Here is a 16,920-nt window from a genome sequence, read left to right on the forward strand (position 1 = left end):
GAATTAAAGTTTAAAAAATAAGAAAAATTAGAGGAGATGAAAAATGAATTATTTTAGTAAAATTAAAAATGATAAAAATGGAAGAGGTATTACTCCATTTAATGTTTGCAAACTTATGTGTGTGCACACATGTAGATATAGTTGTACTGCAAAAAATGCAGCAAAACATCCAAGATTTGGACGTAAGAGCTTAAGTAATAAAAATGACAAATAATACTTCATATAGAGTAGGAAAAGAATTTGATATTTGGAAAGATGGCGTAGCTCAGACATTAACTTTTATTGTAACTGAAGATTGCAATCTGAGATGTAGTTATTGTTATATTACACATAAATCTTCAAATAAAAAAATGTCATTTGATGTAGCGAAGAAATTTATTGATTATGTACTATCAGAAGAAATGATAAGACCCAAAGGAGTTATATTAGATTTTATAGGTGGAGAGCCACTGCTTGAAATAAAATTAATAGATCAAATATGTGATTACTTTAAACGAAAAGCATATTTACTAAAGGATGAACGGTATTGGGATTATAGGATTAATATAACGACAAATGGGATTAATTATGCTAGTAAAGAGGTACAAGATTTTATAAAGAAAAATCAAGGAAAACTTGAAATTGCAATTACGTTAGATGGGACAAAAGAAAAACATGATATGCACAGAGTTTTCCAAAATGGGAAAGGTTCCTATGATGAAATAATAAAGAACATAGAACTGTACAAAAATCAATTTCAAGCATCTACCAAAGTTACTTTTTCAAGTAAAGATTTAAAATATTTAAAAGATAGCATAATTCATTTATGGGAATTAGGAATATCTGATGTAGCAGCAAATGTTGTATTTGAAGAGGTTTGGCAAGATGGAGATGATAAAATTTTTGAAGACCAGTTAATTGAATTGGCAGACTATATTCTGGAAAATAAGCTATTTGATAAATATTCTTGTACTTTGTTTGATGAATCTGTAGGTTTTCCAAATAGTAAAGAAATATTAGAAACAGCTTCATGTGGTGCTGGGAAGATGATAGCAGTTGGTCCTGATGGATCATTGTATCCATGTATGAGATATAAAGATTATTCACTTAACAATAAAAAAGAAGTTGTAATAGGTGATGTAAAGAATGGTATAGATTTTGATAAAATAAGACCTTATTATCTATTAAATACGAAGCTTCAATCTGATGAGGAGTGTCTTAACTGCAGGATTGCAAGCGGATGCACTTCATGTTTTGGTCATAATTATGATTCTGCAGATAGTAACACAAATTTTCAAAAGGCAAAGTATATTTGTAAAATGCATAAAGCAAGAGTAAGAGCAAATAACTACTACTTTGCAGAACTACATAATAGGTATGGAATTGAAAGAGAGATTAATAACGAAGAAAGAGATAAACTGTATTTTTTGTTGTCTAATTCGACTGTAAAAACTTGTGCTAGTAGTGAAAATAGAAGTGATTCTTCTATTATGTCTAATGAAACTATAAAACAAGGGTTAGAATATGCTAAAAATAATTTTCTAAGACCAGTATTCATACATAGTAATTATGGACTCAATTTAAATTTCAAAGAGATAGACTTAAAAGGATATAATATTTTTCACTATTGCTCAATAAGAAATCAAGATAGTATAAGAAAAATAACTAATAACTATATCCTTACTATTGAATATCCTGATGATGAAGAGTTTATAAGAAATATGAAATTAGAAGAAAATATAATACTAAATATATCGTCTAAATGTTTAAGTGATATGGAGACTTTTATAACAAAATTATTCAATAAGACTAACAGGATTAATCTAAATATATTAGATTTCGATAAACAATTTGATTTTATCCTATATGAAAAACAACTAAAGAGTATTTCTGATTATATTTATTATGAGTATGTGAATAAAGGAATAATTAAAGAACTAAATGTAATAACTGATGAATTGTTTATGAAAGAAAAAGAATTATGTGATAGTGGATTAAATTCTTATACCCTTGCAAGTAACGAAAAGTTTTATGTTTGTCCAGAATTTTATTTTAAGTTTCCTTTGGATTATATAGGAAGCTTAGAAGATGGAATAAAAGAGAATTATAATAGACATTTATTCACTGAGGAATATTCTCCACTTTGTAATAAATGTAGTATTTGTCATTGTAATTCTTGTAGTTTCGAAAATTATATAAATACAAATGAAGTTAATATACCGTCTAAAAACTCATGTGTAAAATCTAGTATTGAATATAGAGTATCTTATGAATTACAGAAAAAACTGGCGAAATTAATGGAGTTTGATAGACATATAAAACCATTAAATTATTTAGATCCATTTATTGATGTTTTAGAAAAAAATCCTGTAAATGGAATTTTAAACAAAAAATACTTGGAGGATAGCTAAGTTGAAAGAAGTTGGAACATTAACACAGGAAGAATGTAGTAATATAGAAGAGCTTCTTGAAAAGAAAATAGCATTAGAAAACCTGTTGAAAATTTTATCTGAAAGTCAAGAAATTTATAAAAAGTAGATAGAGATTATAAAAACATAGTAGAAGAATATGAAAAATGGTGGAGAGATACATCCGATAAATATATTTGGGAAAGTACTGAAAATTCTTTTTGGTCAATTGATTTTAAATCTAGGAAAGTATATTTAGTAGATGAATAATATGTTTGATTGGCGTGAACACAAAAAAATAATTGATAAATTTATATTGCCACAGAAAAAGAAAATTATATATTTAATAATAATCATACTATTAGGAATAATTGCAAGTATGGCGATTCCTTATATATTTGGGAAAATTATTGATTTAATAGTAATAAAAGATTTGCAATTAGTTTCAAAGTTTATTCTTATAAGTCTATTTTTAAATATATTTCAAAGTTTAAGCGGTATTTTAGAGGAATGGATAGGCAATATATTATCAGTGGATTGTTCGAACAGTATAAAAGAAGCAATGTTTTCTAAAATATTAGATACAAGATATGAATTTTTAAATTCGTATGGAGAAGGAGAACTTGTAAGTAGAGTAGAAAATACAGGTGATAAAATAGTCAGTTTCTATATAGATTTTTTTTCAAGCATTATAATGATTTTGTTTAGCATTATTATATCTGCCTATATTATGATTAGGATATCATTAAAATTATTTGTAATTGCGATTATATTACTTCCATTGACTTACGGAATTAACTACATATTTAAAAGTACTATTATTAGTAAACAAAGAGACTATATAGCAAAATTAGATGTATATTCTGATTATCTAATAGATACGATTTCAAACTTAACTGGAATAAAACTAAATAATCTGGAAAAAACATTTAAAGAAAATTATAAAGAAAAGCTTCAGGATTTAAAAAATGTATCTATGTCGAATATGAAAATAAATATGACCGTAACGAGTTTACAAGATTTGATAACTATTATTTTAAGTTCTCTAATATTATTCATTTCAGCAAAATTAATAATATTAGGAAATTTGACATTGGGAAATATAGTTGCTTTTAGTAGTTATATGGAAAAGTTACATTCGTCAATTAAAAACATTGGTGATTTAAACTTATCTTTTAATGAAGTTATTGTAGATTTAGAAAGATATAGGAAAATTATGGATCATGACAGTGAAAAGAAAACTGATGGAAAGAAATTATCAAAAGTAACTAGTCTTAAATTTAAAAATGTTTCGTTCAAATATGATGATGAATACATATTGAAAAATTTTTCATTTGAAATATCGAAGCCTGGATTATACGGAATAGTTGGAGAAAACGGATCAGGTAAAACAACAATTTTTAATCTAATTAGTAAACTTTATACCGATTATGAAGGTGAAATCTTAATAAATGACATCGAAATAAGTGATATTAAAGATGAAGATTTAAGAAAAGAAGTCTTGTCTATAGAGAGTAAACCATTTATATTACGTGAAAACCTAAATTCTAATATTACATTATTAGAGAAAAATAAGGTAGATGAACCAAATTTAGAAAAAATAATTAGATTTCTAGGATTAGAAAGAATTAAAAATTATAGTACTAAAAATTTGAAAGATACTTTGTCAAAAGGAGAACAAGAAAAAATACAGTTAGCGCGACTGTTGATTAGCAAAAAATCTTTGATTTTATTAGATGAAGTTTTATCTGGATTAGATAAAGAAATGAAGGAAAAAGTAATTTCTAAAATAAAAGAAAGAAGTAAGAATAGTATCCTAATAATAATTTCACATGAACATGAAATACAAAGAATATGTGATGATATATTTTTAGTGGCAGGTAAAAAAGAAAATTATTAAAAATTATGTTTTTAGGAAGTTTATGAATATAAAAAAGTAAAAATATGCACAAAAGTTAGCTGAAATAAACTTCTAACTGGTCTAAAATTAAATTATAAGAAAAGTAGTATGAATGTTGTAGATATAGAGTATAAATGTTGTGATATTTCAGAAGTTCTACATTAGAATATTTGGAGAAGCTATTTTTATATATACACAAAACAGAACAATAAAAGAATTACTTAATATACATTTTAAATATTATATATTTAATTTTATACTGATAATAATAGCATTATTTACATATCTTATATTAAAAAAAGAAAAAATATGTAGTTATATAAATTTATTTTTGGAGGGCTGATATGGATTTTAGGTATATGGGATATTTGAAACCGGATAATAAATTTTATGAAGATAGCAATAATTTATCAAAACAATATCAAATAAATAGTAATATTTTAAAAAATTATGAAATTATTACCGATAACGAACATTGGACAATGTGTATGTATAAGAATGATAAACTTCCAACACAAGGATGGAAAATTCATATATCTACTAAATATGAAGATGCACAAAGTATTTTGAATGAAGTTTCAAATTTTCTATGGAAAAAAGAAATTTCTTTTAAGTATGTAAAAAGAGAAGACTTGTTATTTTTAAAAAATTCTAAGTATGGAGATCGCTCTTCTTCTGGTAAATTTATTACGATTTATCCGCACAATGAGAAGGAATTTATTGATCTTTTAGATTCATTGGATTGTATTGTAAAAAGATTTGAGAATGGGCCCTACATATTAAGCGACAAAAGATGGAAAGATGGAAATGTTTTTTTCAGATATGGAGGTTTTGAAAAGATAATAAAAGAGATTAAAGGTAAGGAATTATATTGTATAAGAAATACAGAGGGTGAATTGATAGAAGATGTGAGAAAACCATACTATATACTTCCAGATTTCGTTAAAGAACCTAAAGAAGTGTTAGAAATGGAAAAAAATGTAAATCAAAAAGATGAAGGAGAGAATAAATTCGATAAATTTAAGATAACTAATGCTTTACATTTCAGCAATGGTGGGGGTGTTTATGAAGCATTGCAAAAATCAACTGGTCTTAAAGTTGTTATAAAGGAAGCTAGACCAGAAGCTGGATTAGATGCTAATTATAGAGATGCAGTGTATAGGTTAAAAAAGGAAGATTATGTTTTAAGAAAATTAAAATTTTCAAAGTATACGCCAGATTATATTGATTTTTTTAAAGCCTGGGAAAATTATTTTTTAGTTGAACAATTTGTGGAAGGAGGTCAATTAACTAGCTGGATTTCAAAAAATTATCCTTTTTCATATGATTCATCAAATACATATAAATATTTGGATTCCGCAAAAAAAATTATTAAAAATATTATAAATGGTTTATCTGAAATTCATAAACAAGGTATTGGATTTGGAGATTTACAACCATCAAATATTTTGATCAGTAAAGAACTTGATGTTAAATTTATAGATTTTGAAACATCAAGTAACTTATTAGAAAACTTAAAGCCTTCACTAATGACACCTGGATTTGTAGATGGAAGAACTACTAATGTAAAAGAAAGTGATTGGTTTGGTGCAATTCAGCTTATTAAGTATATATTTTTACCAATTGGACCTGTTGATTTATTGGATGATAAATTAAGAAATAATCACTATGAATATATTGGAAAATTATATGGTGAAGACATAAAGAAGTTTGTTTTAGATATGACAAATAAGTGTATAGAAAGTTGTCAATTTGAATCAAAAGAATTAATAACTGTTTTAAAATATGATAGTCAAATGAAAACTAATAATAAATTTAGTGATGAAAAAGTTTTAGGTATAGTATCGAAACTGGCTAATGGAATTAAATATGACATTTCTAATTCAGAAGGTATTTTTTCTCATGGAGATATCAGAGTCTATATTCATAAAATGGGAAAGTATAATATATTAACTGGAGCATATGGAGTAATAAATTCATTATATTCAGCAAATAAAATAGATGAAACATGCATGGAATGGGTTAAGTCAAATTGCGATTTTTCTGAGTATGATGAGTGGGGACTTTTTACTGGAAGAACAGGGATAGCGTCAGTGCTGTTTAAATTGGGATTTATAGAAGAATTTGAACAAACTGTTGATGAGTTAAAGTCGTATATTTATAACAAATTAGATACCTTTAATGATATTTCAATTTTATCTGGATTATCAGGAATGGGGTTGTTTTTATTAAGTTATTATCATAAGGCACCATTAGAGCGTAGAGAAGAAATAATGGATGTCCTAAATAATATTGTTTCTAAAATTAAAAATTTATTTGAATTAGATATCGAACTTACTTCATATGATTTAGATTTCGTACCTATGGGATTTTTTGAAGGATGGTCGGGTGTTGCATATTTTGTAATTAAATTATATAAAGTTACGAAGGATAAAGAATTAGAAAAGCTAGCAAATAGAATGATAAAGAAAGAATTAAAGAACTGCATGGAAAATCCATTGGATAAGTCACTAAATATAAGTGATGGTAAACGACTGTTACCATATATATTAGGGGGTAGTGCTGGAATTATATATACTTTAGATGAATATAAAAATATATTTGACGAAGAGTTTGAGGTTTATAAAAATAAGATTTTAAAGGTGATAAATAGTAGATGTTTTTATGGAGTTGGATTATTCAGAGGCGCTATCGGTTTAGCTACGCTTTTACCTTATATTGATGATTTAAATATACGAAATAAATATAGAGATATATGTTTAGAAAAGTTGAATTTATTTTTGGTAGATGAAGATGATAAGATCTTTACACCAGGAGATTTTTCATATAGGTTATCTTCTGATTTGTTTTCTGGAAGTGCAGGTATTATTGCTGTTTTATTAGATCTCATTAATAAAGAGAAAATATCATGGTTACCTATAGTTTGAAATTAATAAGTAGTTAATTTTACTAAGGATGAAATATGATTAAAACTTTCAAAAGGATTATTAAGCCGTTTTTAACAAAATTTATTATACTTTCTATAATAATAATAATATCTAATACATCAATTATTCTAGTTCCATATTATAATGGCAAATTTATTGATTCTTTAGTTACTTTAGAAAGTATAGATAATATTAAAAAATATGCTTTTTTAGTGATAGCTTTTTCACTTTTAAATGCAATTACGGCAATTTCAAGTGAATATATACAATTAACTTTATCCGAACAAATTAAATTTATAAATAAGTTTAATATAATAGATAAATTAAGGAAAATACCTTTTTTAAAATTCAAAGAATTTGATCCAGTATATTTATATCAAAGAATAGAACAGGATAGTGCAACTATTGTTGATTTTGTCTTACAAAACATTGTTTTAATATTTATTTATGGAGTTAAACTAATAGTAGTATTCTATATTTTATTAAAAATAAATGTTTATATTGCTGGATTTGTAGGTATATTAATGCCTATATATTTATTTGTATATTCAAAATTTAGAGAGCCATTAAGAAATAAAAGTTTTATTGTTAGAGAGACTCAAAATGAATACTATAAAGATATGAATCAGCAATTGGAGTATATGTATGTAATTAAGTTAAATGCTAAATATAATGATGAAAATACGTTTTTGAGAAAATCATTTAATAGATTTATTGGTGTATATAAAGAATATGCAAGGATGCTAATGATTTTTAATTTTTCTCAAGGTGGCATTTCTTTTATATTTCAAACACTAACATTAGTTTTAGGTGGATACTATGTTATAAATAAGGATATGACTATAGGAGAATTAGCCGTAATTGGAAATTATTATGGGATAATTGAATCCATTATAAAATATTACTACACATTGGGGAAAGATTATCAAAATTTCATAGTTGCAAATAAAAGAAATTCTGAATTACTAAAAATATCTAATGATGAGATTGGGAACATAAAAATCAATGTTATAACACATTTATCAGCAAATCTAACATATAAATATAACGAAAAAAAAATAGTATTGGATAAAAAAGAAATAGAATTGTCATTAGGAGATATATTGTTAATAAGGGGAGAGAATGGCAAGGGGAAAACTACTATAATTCAATTAATTAATGGAATATTGCGAGGTAAGGATGTAGATATAAGATATAATGATATAGATATTGATAAGATAAATTTAGAATATATGAGAGAAAAGGCAATTTCAAATGTTCCCCAAGACATTACTATTAAAAATATATCTGTACTTGAATTTTTGGAAGTAAATATGGAAAATATGAATAATGATTTTGATAATATAAAGAAAAAACTTTTATATAAAGGATCTGATGAAGATAGATACATGATAGATTTTTTGTTGGAAAATTTACACAAGAGTATTAGCGAATTATCTGGTGGTGATAAGCAGTTTCTATATATATTAAAAGAATTATCTCAAGATAAAAGTATGTTAGTTTTAGATGAACCCTCTTCTAATTTAGATTACATGAGAATTGAGTGGTTGAAAAAATATATTAATAATGTTAGAGATAAAAAAATAATAATTATTATAACACATGATGATAGATTGAATTTTAGCAATAGTAAAATATTAAATTTAGATTAATGGGACCAAATATAAGAAATTATTCTTAATTAAATTTAATTATATATAATACTATGAGAATAATATAGTTATAGGATTAATTGCCAAAGAATCTAAAGCTTTAAAAATTTACTTGTATTATATCTTTATATCTTAAATTAAGAGTATATAATTTTTTTAGCTTAGATATAAGTTTTATGAAAGGAGGTATGTTTTGAATAAAATATTATCATTGCAAAAATTAATAGTGGATGATTTATTCAATAGTGAAGATAACGATTTATCAACTGTTAGTATATCTTGCAAAAAAGAAAGTACTGTCAGTATATTTATTTGTGTAAGACCACCAAAGGAGTAATAGGAGGTTATATTTTGAGAAATTTATTAATAAAGAGCATACTAAAATTACAAGAGATTGAAGTATATGATGATGTACATGTACAACCAAATTCAACATTGAGTGTACTTGGCTGTGAAACTCAAAGTACCACAAGCTATTTCTTTTGCTAATAAGATTAAGAGGCTATTACAGTTAATAAACTGTTATGTAGTGAAAGAACAAGAAAGGAGGTTTAATTATGACAAATGATATTTTAAATTTACAAAGAATGCAACCCAGAGAAGATATAACAGTAATGGCTGCATCAACTTATAGTACGAACTGTAAAAACTCAAGCGGCGTAAGTCTATTTATTTGCTAATATTAGTAAGTATAAATTATTTTCACGTATGATAAAAACGCTATAAAATAAGGAGATATTAATTATGACAAATGATATTTTAAATTTACAAAAAATGCAACCTAGAGAAGATATAACAGTAATGGCTGCATCAACTTTTAGTACAAACTGTAAAAACTCAAGCGGCATAAGTCTATTTGTTTGCTAATATTAGTAAATATAAATTATTTTCACGTATGATAAAAACGTTATAAAATAAGGAGATATTAATTATGACAAATGATATTTTAAATTTACAAAAAATGCAACCTAGGGAAGATATAGCAGTAATGGCTGCATCAACTTATAGTACAAACTGTAAAAACTCAAGCGGTGTAAGCCTTTTTATCTGCTAATATAGAATATTTTTAAAATTACATATCATTAAATTAGTATTAATATTTGATATGTAATCGGATAAATAAAAATGATGGTACCTTATGAACTGACCCCTAAAAGTTAGACCAAAAAACTAACTAAAGGAGGTCAGTTTTTTAATGGCAAAATATAGCACAGAATTCAAAATGAAAGTAGTAAAATAATATTTAGAATCCAGTATCTCATATAAATCTTTATCAGTTAAATATTGCATACCTTCAGAAATCGTAGTAATAAACAGGGTAAATGCATACTAGTCACAAGGCTATAAAGGACTAAAAGTAAAGAGAAAAAATACACAATAGAGAAATGTTATCTATAGCAAATAAGACGTACCAATTACATGAATCAAAAATATCATTAAATAATCAAAATATTTAATGGATTGTGGTTATTTTGATTATTCTTATGACTTTAGTAAATGTAATCGTTAAAATAATATTTCTTGTGAAACTTTATGAAAACATGATAAAATAATTTTATTGATTGAATTTAACATTTAGAGTACTTAATTTTAGAATACTTAATTTATAATTAATTGCAAAATAATTTTTGAAAAGGTTACAAGTTTAATTACTTATATCCTATGATCTTTCCACTTCCTTCCCATAATAATTTTCATAGTTTTTCCTATACTGAACAAGGTCTGAAAATTGCTCTTTAATCAAAGAATGCTCTTGCATAAGGGTGTTCTTTTTTCTTGAAATTGTTAATATTTCTTTTGTGTTTGGTAGTTTTTTATAGTTTTCTAAAATTTCTTTAGCAGCTATTTTGTATACGGAAAGCTCACTATAATATTCTTCTGCAAATTACTTGTCTTCAGGATTTTTCTTATGGTATTTATAGATCTCATGATATTTATTTATAATATTTAAATTTTTTCATATCTTGTTACAGATTTTTTTATTTCGGTTTATACATCAAAATAAGAACAAAAATATCAAGCTAACTAAGATAAAGACATGCTTAACATGAGATTGAAGTAAAGAGCAATTTCTAAAATAAAAGGCAAAATTTAAAATAGTATTGTAGTAATATTTTTTTATGAACAAGGAATTCAAAGAATAAGCGACGAAGGATTTTCAATGACTAAAAATTATATAGCAAAGGTAATAATTAAATAATATTCACAAAAGTTAGCTGAAATAAATTTCTAACTACTATAAAATTAAATTAGAAATAAGGTAGTAAAAGCGTTAGTAGCATAAAGGAGATATGTAATGAAAGAAAAATTTAAAAAAATATTTTTAGGGTTAATTTTTGTACTGGCTATTTGTGTACTTATTTTTCCTAATAATAATGTAGCTGCATCCGATGGAGAAAATTTGAGCTATAGTGAAATTGAAAAAATAGGAGATGAAGTTAAGGAATACATCATTGTAGATAATGGTAGGTTATATTTTGATTATCAAAATGCACAAAATAATAACGAAAGTCCAGAAGTTATAGAACAAGGCTTATTGTTAGAATCAATTAGTTCAAATTATGCAGGATTTAATACTGAAGGTTACAGTACACGTTCAATAGGGTTACCAATATGGGGGAACTATTGTGGACCAGGTTATGGCGGAAAGGATTCAGATGAACCAGTTACTGATGTACTAGATGAAGGTTGTAGAAGACACGATCAATGCTACAAGTGGTCTCCAACTCTTAGAAAGAATTGTAAATGTAATAAAGACTTAGTAGATTATATTGATGCACATAAAAGCGAAATGTCAGGAACAATGGCTAAAGTTGCTTGGGCAATCAGAACATACTTTAATACAGTAGGTCAAATAGGATGCTAAAAAATATAGAAAAATACACATTTATACTCGGCATAATAATATTTGTTATTTCATATATTCTTCCTGTAGATTTATTAAATAAATTTACAGAATTGAAACCTTTAGGTATAAGCACGATTTTTATATGTCCTATACTTGGGATAATTGGCTTGATATCTTCCATAAAAAGAAAATCTATACTATTTGTTTTTTTGAACTTGCTATTGGTATTATCTTTTCCAATTACTATGTTCATTGGAAATTTACTTTTCAAATAGCTGGTATAAAAAGTGAAGAACAGAAAAATAATTAAAAGCATATATGTAGTAGTTATTGTTTTAGCAATATTTAAACTTTTCAAATTAAATATTAGTAACTATGAGCAATTTTATCAATTATCTAATTATGAAATAGCTTCTAAACAATTAAATAAAATAAATTGGCAAGATATTAAAGGTAAAGACGGAATATATTTATTGACATCTAAAAATTGTCCATATTGCTTACGTTATATAAGTAACGGAGTAGGTTTAGTAAAAGAAAATAGAGAACTTAATCTATCTGAAAATATTGTAGACTTAGATATAAATGAATATTTTAATAATACCAAACTCAATGAAATTTTAGATGAGTATGGTGTTGATACTATACCTTGTATAGTGGTCATAAAGAATAATGAGATAAGAATAATAAATTTTGAAGATATTCAAAATTATTAAATATAAGTATTTAAATATGAATAATCATAATTAACAAAATTCACATAGTAGGAAATGGGTAGGGGTGGGAATCAGTTTAGATATTATATGGAGTCAGGATTAGAACAAGTAGGAGGAAGAGAATGTTTGAAAAGATAAATTTAGGTAACAATGAAAAAATGAACTCATCAGAAAGTTGGCAACCTTGCATGTGGTGTGACTATCCAGAAGATACGTGTGCTGATTTAGGGTGTATTTTTTGCGATGGAAACAAAGATGATATCATAGGAAACTAAGTAACTAAATAGAATTATAGTAAATCTAGCAGTATGTAAATAACATATTCTGGCTCCATATTATATTACTATGTATAGAAGGAGGAATGGATGATTACATCAGGTTTTATAAAACTCAAACATAATAACAACAAATACATTTTTGATTATGATAATGTGTCAATAATACGAATTGATGACAAAGTAGAAAAATTTTTAAATTTAATGCAGAAGTATGAATGGGAAGAATTAGAAAATAAATCATCTATGTATATGACTAAACAGGAATATAGAAAATTAATAGAATCTATGAAATCTATGGGTTTTTTAAGAGAAGCAGAATTTGAAGGTAAACAACACTATGATTCTAGCAATAAAATTTCATCGATAACATTGATGCTTATTCAAGGCTGTAACTTAGCATGCAAGTATTGTTTTGGTGATGAAGGTAGATATAATCACACTGGATTTATGGATTCAGACACAGCTAAACAATCAATAGATTTTTTAATTGAAAATACAAATAGTGATAAACTTAATATTATATTTTTTGGTGGAGAACCGTTATTAAGATTTGATCTGATTAAAGAAATAGTAAATTATTGTAAAATCAAAGAATCAACCAATAAATTAAAATTTTATTTTAGTATGACAACTAATGGTACATTGTTAAATAAAGAAGTAAATGAATTCATCATTGAAAATAAAATTAATACAATGATTAGTATAGATGGAGACTTAAACGATAATAGTGATAGGGTTTATCAAAATGGCAATCAAGCATACAATGACATTATAGAAAATACTTTATACTTAAGAAATAAAGGCTTACTATCGGCTAGAGCTACCATTACTCCTAGAAATTTAGATATGGTTAGAGTTTTTGAGCATTTAAATACCTTGAACTTTAAGAATATACCAATATCTGCCGCTGACAATTCTTTAGGAACACTTGAATATAAGAGGTATATTGATGAAAATATAAATCTTATCAATCAATTTAAAGATTATATTAAAAATGGAGAAATAGATAAAGCTAAGAAAGTAAAAATTCTATTCAGGGCATTAAAGCAAATACATTTTAGCAAAAAACAAAATTACCCTTGTGGTGCTGCTTTTAACTCAGTGGCTATTGATATTGATGGAAATATATATCCTTGTCATAGGTTTGTATCGTATGATCATTATAATATAGGTAATGTATATTCAAATTGTATGCAGACTTCTAATTTCATAAAAAAAATCTTTAATGATAATAGCAAGCTTACTGAATGTAGTAGCTGCTTTGCTAAACATTTCTGTAGGTGTGGCTGCCCTTACGAAAATTATGAAAACACAGGTATTTTAAATAGACCTTCCAGTAGACAGTGCTATTTAAATAAAGTTATATTTATGAAATTATTATACTTATATATAGATTTAAGTGATTCTGAGATAAAGGCGTTATTTGAGTAGGTGATTAGTGTGGAAAAAATAATTAAAATAAAAAATCTTTATAAGAGTTATGGTAAAGGTTCAGTAAAAAATGAAGTTCTTAAAGATATAGATTTAAATATTAATGAAGGTGAATTTGTTTCTATAATGGGAAAATCTGGATCTGGAAAGTCTACACTTTTAAATATAATAGCTACTATAGAAAAACCGGATAAAGGTCAGATAGAAATTGATGGAAACAATATAGAGAAACTTAGTTTAAAAAAGGCAAATGACTTTAGAAGAAAATATTTAGGTTTTATTTTTCAAGATTTTAAATTAATTGAATCTATGAATGTTAAAGAAAATATTGCAGTTCCACTATTATTAAAAAACGAAAAGCCTAATACTATAAATCAAAAAATAGACAATATCTTAAAAAAATTAAATATAGAATACTTAAAAGATAAAAACTCTTATGAAATATCTGGTGGAGAAAAACAAAGAGTTGCTTGTGCAAGAGCACTTATAGGTAATCCTAAGATTATACTGGCCGATGAGCCAACGGGGGCTTTAGATTCTAACTCTGCTGAAAATTTGATGAATCTTATAAAAGATATAAATAAAAAATTTAATACTACAGTGCTTTTAGTTACTCATGATAAAAATGTAGCCGAGTATGGAGATAGAATTATAACAATAAAAGATGGAGAAATAGAGGGATAAGATGAGAATAAGAATATCTAATTTAAGTCTAAAAGATAAAGTAGATAAATATAAGACTTATTTCATATCAATTATTGTTTGTGCGACTTTATTTTTTTCATTTCTTTCTATAGCTGATTCTAAAAGTGTGATAATGTCAAATGATTTATATGATTTTTCATATTTTGAAACAATAATAAGGTGGTTAATATATATAGCATCAGCAGGGATATTTTTGATATTAAATTTCGTAAATGGAAATATTTATAAAATTAGAATTAAAAGCATATCAGTATTAAATATTATGGGAGCAAAAAGATCTACCTTGGCTAAAATACTTGCTATGGAGATGCTACCTATTTATTGTATAGGTGTTTTAATTGGAATTTGTGTAGGTCAAATCACTTCTCAATTTATAAATGCTTTTATAGCAAATGCAATTTTAGAAAAATATTCCATAAATTTAGTATTTTATGCTAGTACCCTTCTTAGAACTATTATTTATTTTGCTTTGATATTTCTTATAACAAATCTTTTTAATGCTTTTAAGATAATTAAAAAGAAACCAATAGATTTAATAAATGATGGGAAAAATATTAATAAAAAGACTGTATCAAAAACTAAGTTAATAATATCAAGCCTCATCTTCATTATCTGCTTAGTATATATATCATATAATATATACACTTATTTTAATTTAGATAGAGACTTTACAGGTCCAATACCAAATTACGAAAGCAATAAAGTTCAAGCTAGTCTTTTAATAGCGTCTATACTACTTATGTATTCATTTTTCTATACTATTATTTATTTTTTAGATAAGAAACGTAAAAATGAAAGCATATATCAAAAAGATAAGCTCCTCGTATCATCTAATATTCAAATGAATATATTTGAAAATGTTAGGTTATTAGTAACTATAGTTATATTCTTGGTTATTTCTATTTTGGCTTTTTCATTGCCTAGAATCATGTCTACGATTGGGGAAGAGAATTATCATAACAGGATGAAAAATGATATATATGTTCTCACTGATTTTTATGTCCTGGACAGTCAAAAAGATGTTATAGAGAATGATTATTCTTTTATTGAAAATTTAGTAGAAGAGAAGGGGGCAAATTTAGAAGGAAGCGTAGAACTTAAATATTTTTATCCAAGAAAAGAAGATTTTAAACCTTATAGTAAGAAGAATAATAGATATGATGAATCTCGTTTAGCTATATCTTTAAGTCAATACAATGAATTAAGGAAAATGCAAAACTTAGATGAAATAGAACTTAAAGACAATGAATTTGCCTACCAATTAGCAAATACTGAAGACATAGACCAGTACAAAGATAACTTGATAAAAAATAGAAAATTAAAATTAGATACAGTAGAGCTAGTTGGTAAAGGACAAGGACTTGATTATGTTTACACTGAAAATCTAGGAACTTATATTTATGGTGGTATAAACAAGGATTTGTTAATCTTTCCAGATAAAGTAACAGAAAATCTCGATCTTGCAAAAATTAACTTTGTTGGCAATACTGATGGAGGGTTAGATTATAAAAGTGCAAAAGAATTAGAAAATGAAATAGAAACGACTGTTAATAAACAGTTTACAAATTTGGAAGATAAATATAAAGATGAGTTAGAAAAAGAAAATTCAGAAGGATTTTTACAAGTTATTAGGCTTGATGAAATAGAAAAAGTGGACACTAAATTTATGTCACTTTTGACTTTAGTATTGGGAACATATATTGGATTTATATTTACAATCATTGTAATGACAATTCTATTAATACAGTCCCTGATAAATACCAAAAACTCACTAGAAAACTATAAAATGTTAGAAATTCTTGGTTTAGATAAGAATAGGGTTTTAAGTATAAATAACAAAATCACACGCTCTTTCTCAATGATACCACTTATTATTTCTATTTTTATAATAGTATCTATACTAATATCTATCTACATTCGATTTAAAAATAGGATTAAGCTTTTTATTGGATTAGATAACTATATTTACTCGCTTTTAATAAGTATTTGTCTTGTATTAGTTTTCATAGTTCTATATATTTTTATTATAATTAGAGAAAATAAGAAGCTAGTAAATCAAAAAATGAGATAAGTAAG

18 protein-coding genes and 1 pseudogene are annotated in these 16,920 nt (G+C 25.4%); 18 read left to right on the top strand and 1 reads right to left on the bottom strand.

The window, feature by feature from the left end; all coding sequences use genetic code 11:
- Nucleotides 1-43 precede the first annotated feature (43 nt).
- From APRE_RS09760 to APRE_RS09660, 11 genes are all read left to right on the top strand, one after another.
- Nucleotides 44-214, top strand: coding sequence for a hypothetical protein (locus APRE_RS09760; protein WP_012797094.1), 171 nt, complete (start codon nt 44-46; stop codon nt 212-214).
- Nucleotides 204-2,390 carry a radical SAM peptide maturase, CXXX-repeat target family gene (locus APRE_RS08890; RefSeq protein ID WP_012797095.1) on the top strand — a complete coding sequence of 729 codons (2,187 nt, stop codon included), beginning with the start codon at nt 204-206 and terminating at the stop codon, nt 2,388-2,390. The genes APRE_RS09760 and APRE_RS08890 overlap by 11 nt, the downstream gene beginning before the upstream one ends.
- Nucleotide 2,391: 1 nt before the next feature.
- On the top strand, nt 2,392-2,517 hold the full coding sequence (locus APRE_RS09965; RefSeq protein WP_012797096.1) for a hypothetical protein: 126 nt from the start codon (nt 2,392-2,394) through the stop codon (nt 2,515-2,517).
- Between the two features lie 132 nt (nt 2,518-2,649).
- A complete protein-coding gene (locus tag APRE_RS08900) occupies nt 2,650-4,287 on the top strand; it encodes an ABC transporter transmembrane domain-containing protein (protein ID WP_041449789.1) in 1,638 nt (545 codons plus the stop codon).
- A gap of 344 nt (nt 4,288-4,631) precedes the next feature.
- Nucleotides 4,632-7,214 carry a class III lanthionine synthetase LanKC gene (lanKC, locus tag APRE_RS08905; protein WP_012797098.1) on the top strand — a complete coding sequence of 861 codons (2,583 nt, stop codon included), beginning with the start codon at nt 4,632-4,634 and terminating at the stop codon, nt 7,212-7,214.
- Between the two features lie 35 nt (nt 7,215-7,249).
- The gene (locus tag APRE_RS08910; RefSeq protein WP_012797099.1) at nt 7,250-8,866 is read left to right on the top strand and encodes an ATP-binding cassette domain-containing protein; all 1,617 of its coding nucleotides are present in this window, start codon (nt 7,250-7,252) and stop codon (nt 8,864-8,866) included.
- Nucleotides 8,867-9,059: 193 nt separating this feature from the next.
- A complete protein-coding gene (locus APRE_RS09765) occupies nt 9,060-9,203 on the top strand; it encodes a class III lanthipeptide (RefSeq protein ID WP_169302057.1) in 144 nt (47 codons plus the stop codon).
- Between the two features lie 14 nt (nt 9,204-9,217).
- Nucleotides 9,218-9,355, top strand: coding sequence for a class III lanthipeptide (locus APRE_RS10065; RefSeq protein ID WP_169302058.1), 138 nt, complete (start codon nt 9,218-9,220; stop codon nt 9,353-9,355).
- Between the two features lie 68 nt (nt 9,356-9,423).
- Nucleotides 9,424-9,546 carry a class III lanthipeptide gene (locus APRE_RS09840; protein WP_012797100.1) on the top strand — a complete coding sequence of 41 codons (123 nt, stop codon included), beginning with the start codon at nt 9,424-9,426 and terminating at the stop codon, nt 9,544-9,546.
- Nucleotides 9,547-9,610: 64 nt separating this feature from the next.
- Nucleotides 9,611-9,733 carry a class III lanthipeptide gene (locus tag APRE_RS09655; RefSeq protein WP_012797101.1) on the top strand — a complete coding sequence of 41 codons (123 nt, stop codon included), beginning with the start codon at nt 9,611-9,613 and terminating at the stop codon, nt 9,731-9,733.
- A 64-nt stretch (nt 9,734-9,797) separates the two neighbouring features.
- Nucleotides 9,798-9,920 carry a class III lanthipeptide gene (locus tag APRE_RS09660; protein ID WP_012797102.1) on the top strand — a complete coding sequence of 41 codons (123 nt, stop codon included), beginning with the start codon at nt 9,798-9,800 and terminating at the stop codon, nt 9,918-9,920.
- 606 nt (nt 9,921-10,526) lie between these two features.
- On the opposite strand, the pseudogene APRE_RS09555 reads toward APRE_RS09660, so the two are convergent.
- Nucleotides 10,527-10,823: pseudogene (locus APRE_RS09555) on the bottom strand (hypothetical protein); the annotation flags it as partial.
- 339 nt (nt 10,824-11,162) lie between these two features.
- Here APRE_RS09555 and APRE_RS08915 point away from each other — a divergent pair.
- From APRE_RS08915 to APRE_RS08940, 7 genes are all read left to right on the top strand, one after another.
- Nucleotides 11,163-11,732 (top strand): phospholipase A2 family protein, encoded by a 570-nt coding sequence (locus APRE_RS08915; protein WP_012797103.1) that lies wholly within the window; start codon nt 11,163-11,165, stop codon nt 11,730-11,732.
- Nucleotides 11,726-11,989 (top strand): hypothetical protein, encoded by a 264-nt coding sequence (locus tag APRE_RS09970; protein WP_012797104.1) that lies wholly within the window; start codon nt 11,726-11,728, stop codon nt 11,987-11,989. Before APRE_RS08915 ends, APRE_RS09970 begins: the two co-directional genes overlap by 7 nt.
- A 12-nt stretch (nt 11,990-12,001) precedes the next feature.
- Nucleotides 12,002-12,430 (top strand): hypothetical protein, encoded by a 429-nt coding sequence (locus APRE_RS08925; protein ID WP_012797105.1) that lies wholly within the window; start codon nt 12,002-12,004, stop codon nt 12,428-12,430.
- A 122-nt stretch (nt 12,431-12,552) separates the two neighbouring features.
- Entirely contained in the window at nt 12,553-12,705 is a 153-nt protein-coding gene (locus APRE_RS09775; protein WP_012797106.1) for a hypothetical protein, read from the top strand.
- A 90-nt stretch (nt 12,706-12,795) separates the two neighbouring features.
- Nucleotides 12,796-14,139 carry a PapB family radical SAM/SPASM ranthipeptide maturase gene (gene papB, locus APRE_RS08930; RefSeq protein ID WP_012797107.1) on the top strand — a complete coding sequence of 448 codons (1,344 nt, stop codon included), beginning with the start codon at nt 12,796-12,798 and terminating at the stop codon, nt 14,137-14,139.
- A gap of 9 nt (nt 14,140-14,148) precedes the next feature.
- Entirely contained in the window at nt 14,149-14,823 is a 675-nt protein-coding gene (locus APRE_RS08935; RefSeq protein WP_012797108.1) for an ABC transporter ATP-binding protein, read from the top strand.
- Between the two features lies 1 nt (nt 14,824).
- Complete coding sequence (locus APRE_RS08940; protein ID WP_012797109.1) at nt 14,825-16,915, top strand: FtsX-like permease family protein; 2,091 nt, start codon at nt 14,825-14,827, stop codon at nt 16,913-16,915.
- Nucleotides 16,916-16,920 lie beyond the last annotated feature (5 nt).

Source organism: Anaerococcus prevotii DSM 20548 (assembly GCF_000024105.1).
Lineage (GTDB): Bacteria > Bacillota > Clostridia > Tissierellales > Peptoniphilaceae > Anaerococcus > Anaerococcus prevotii.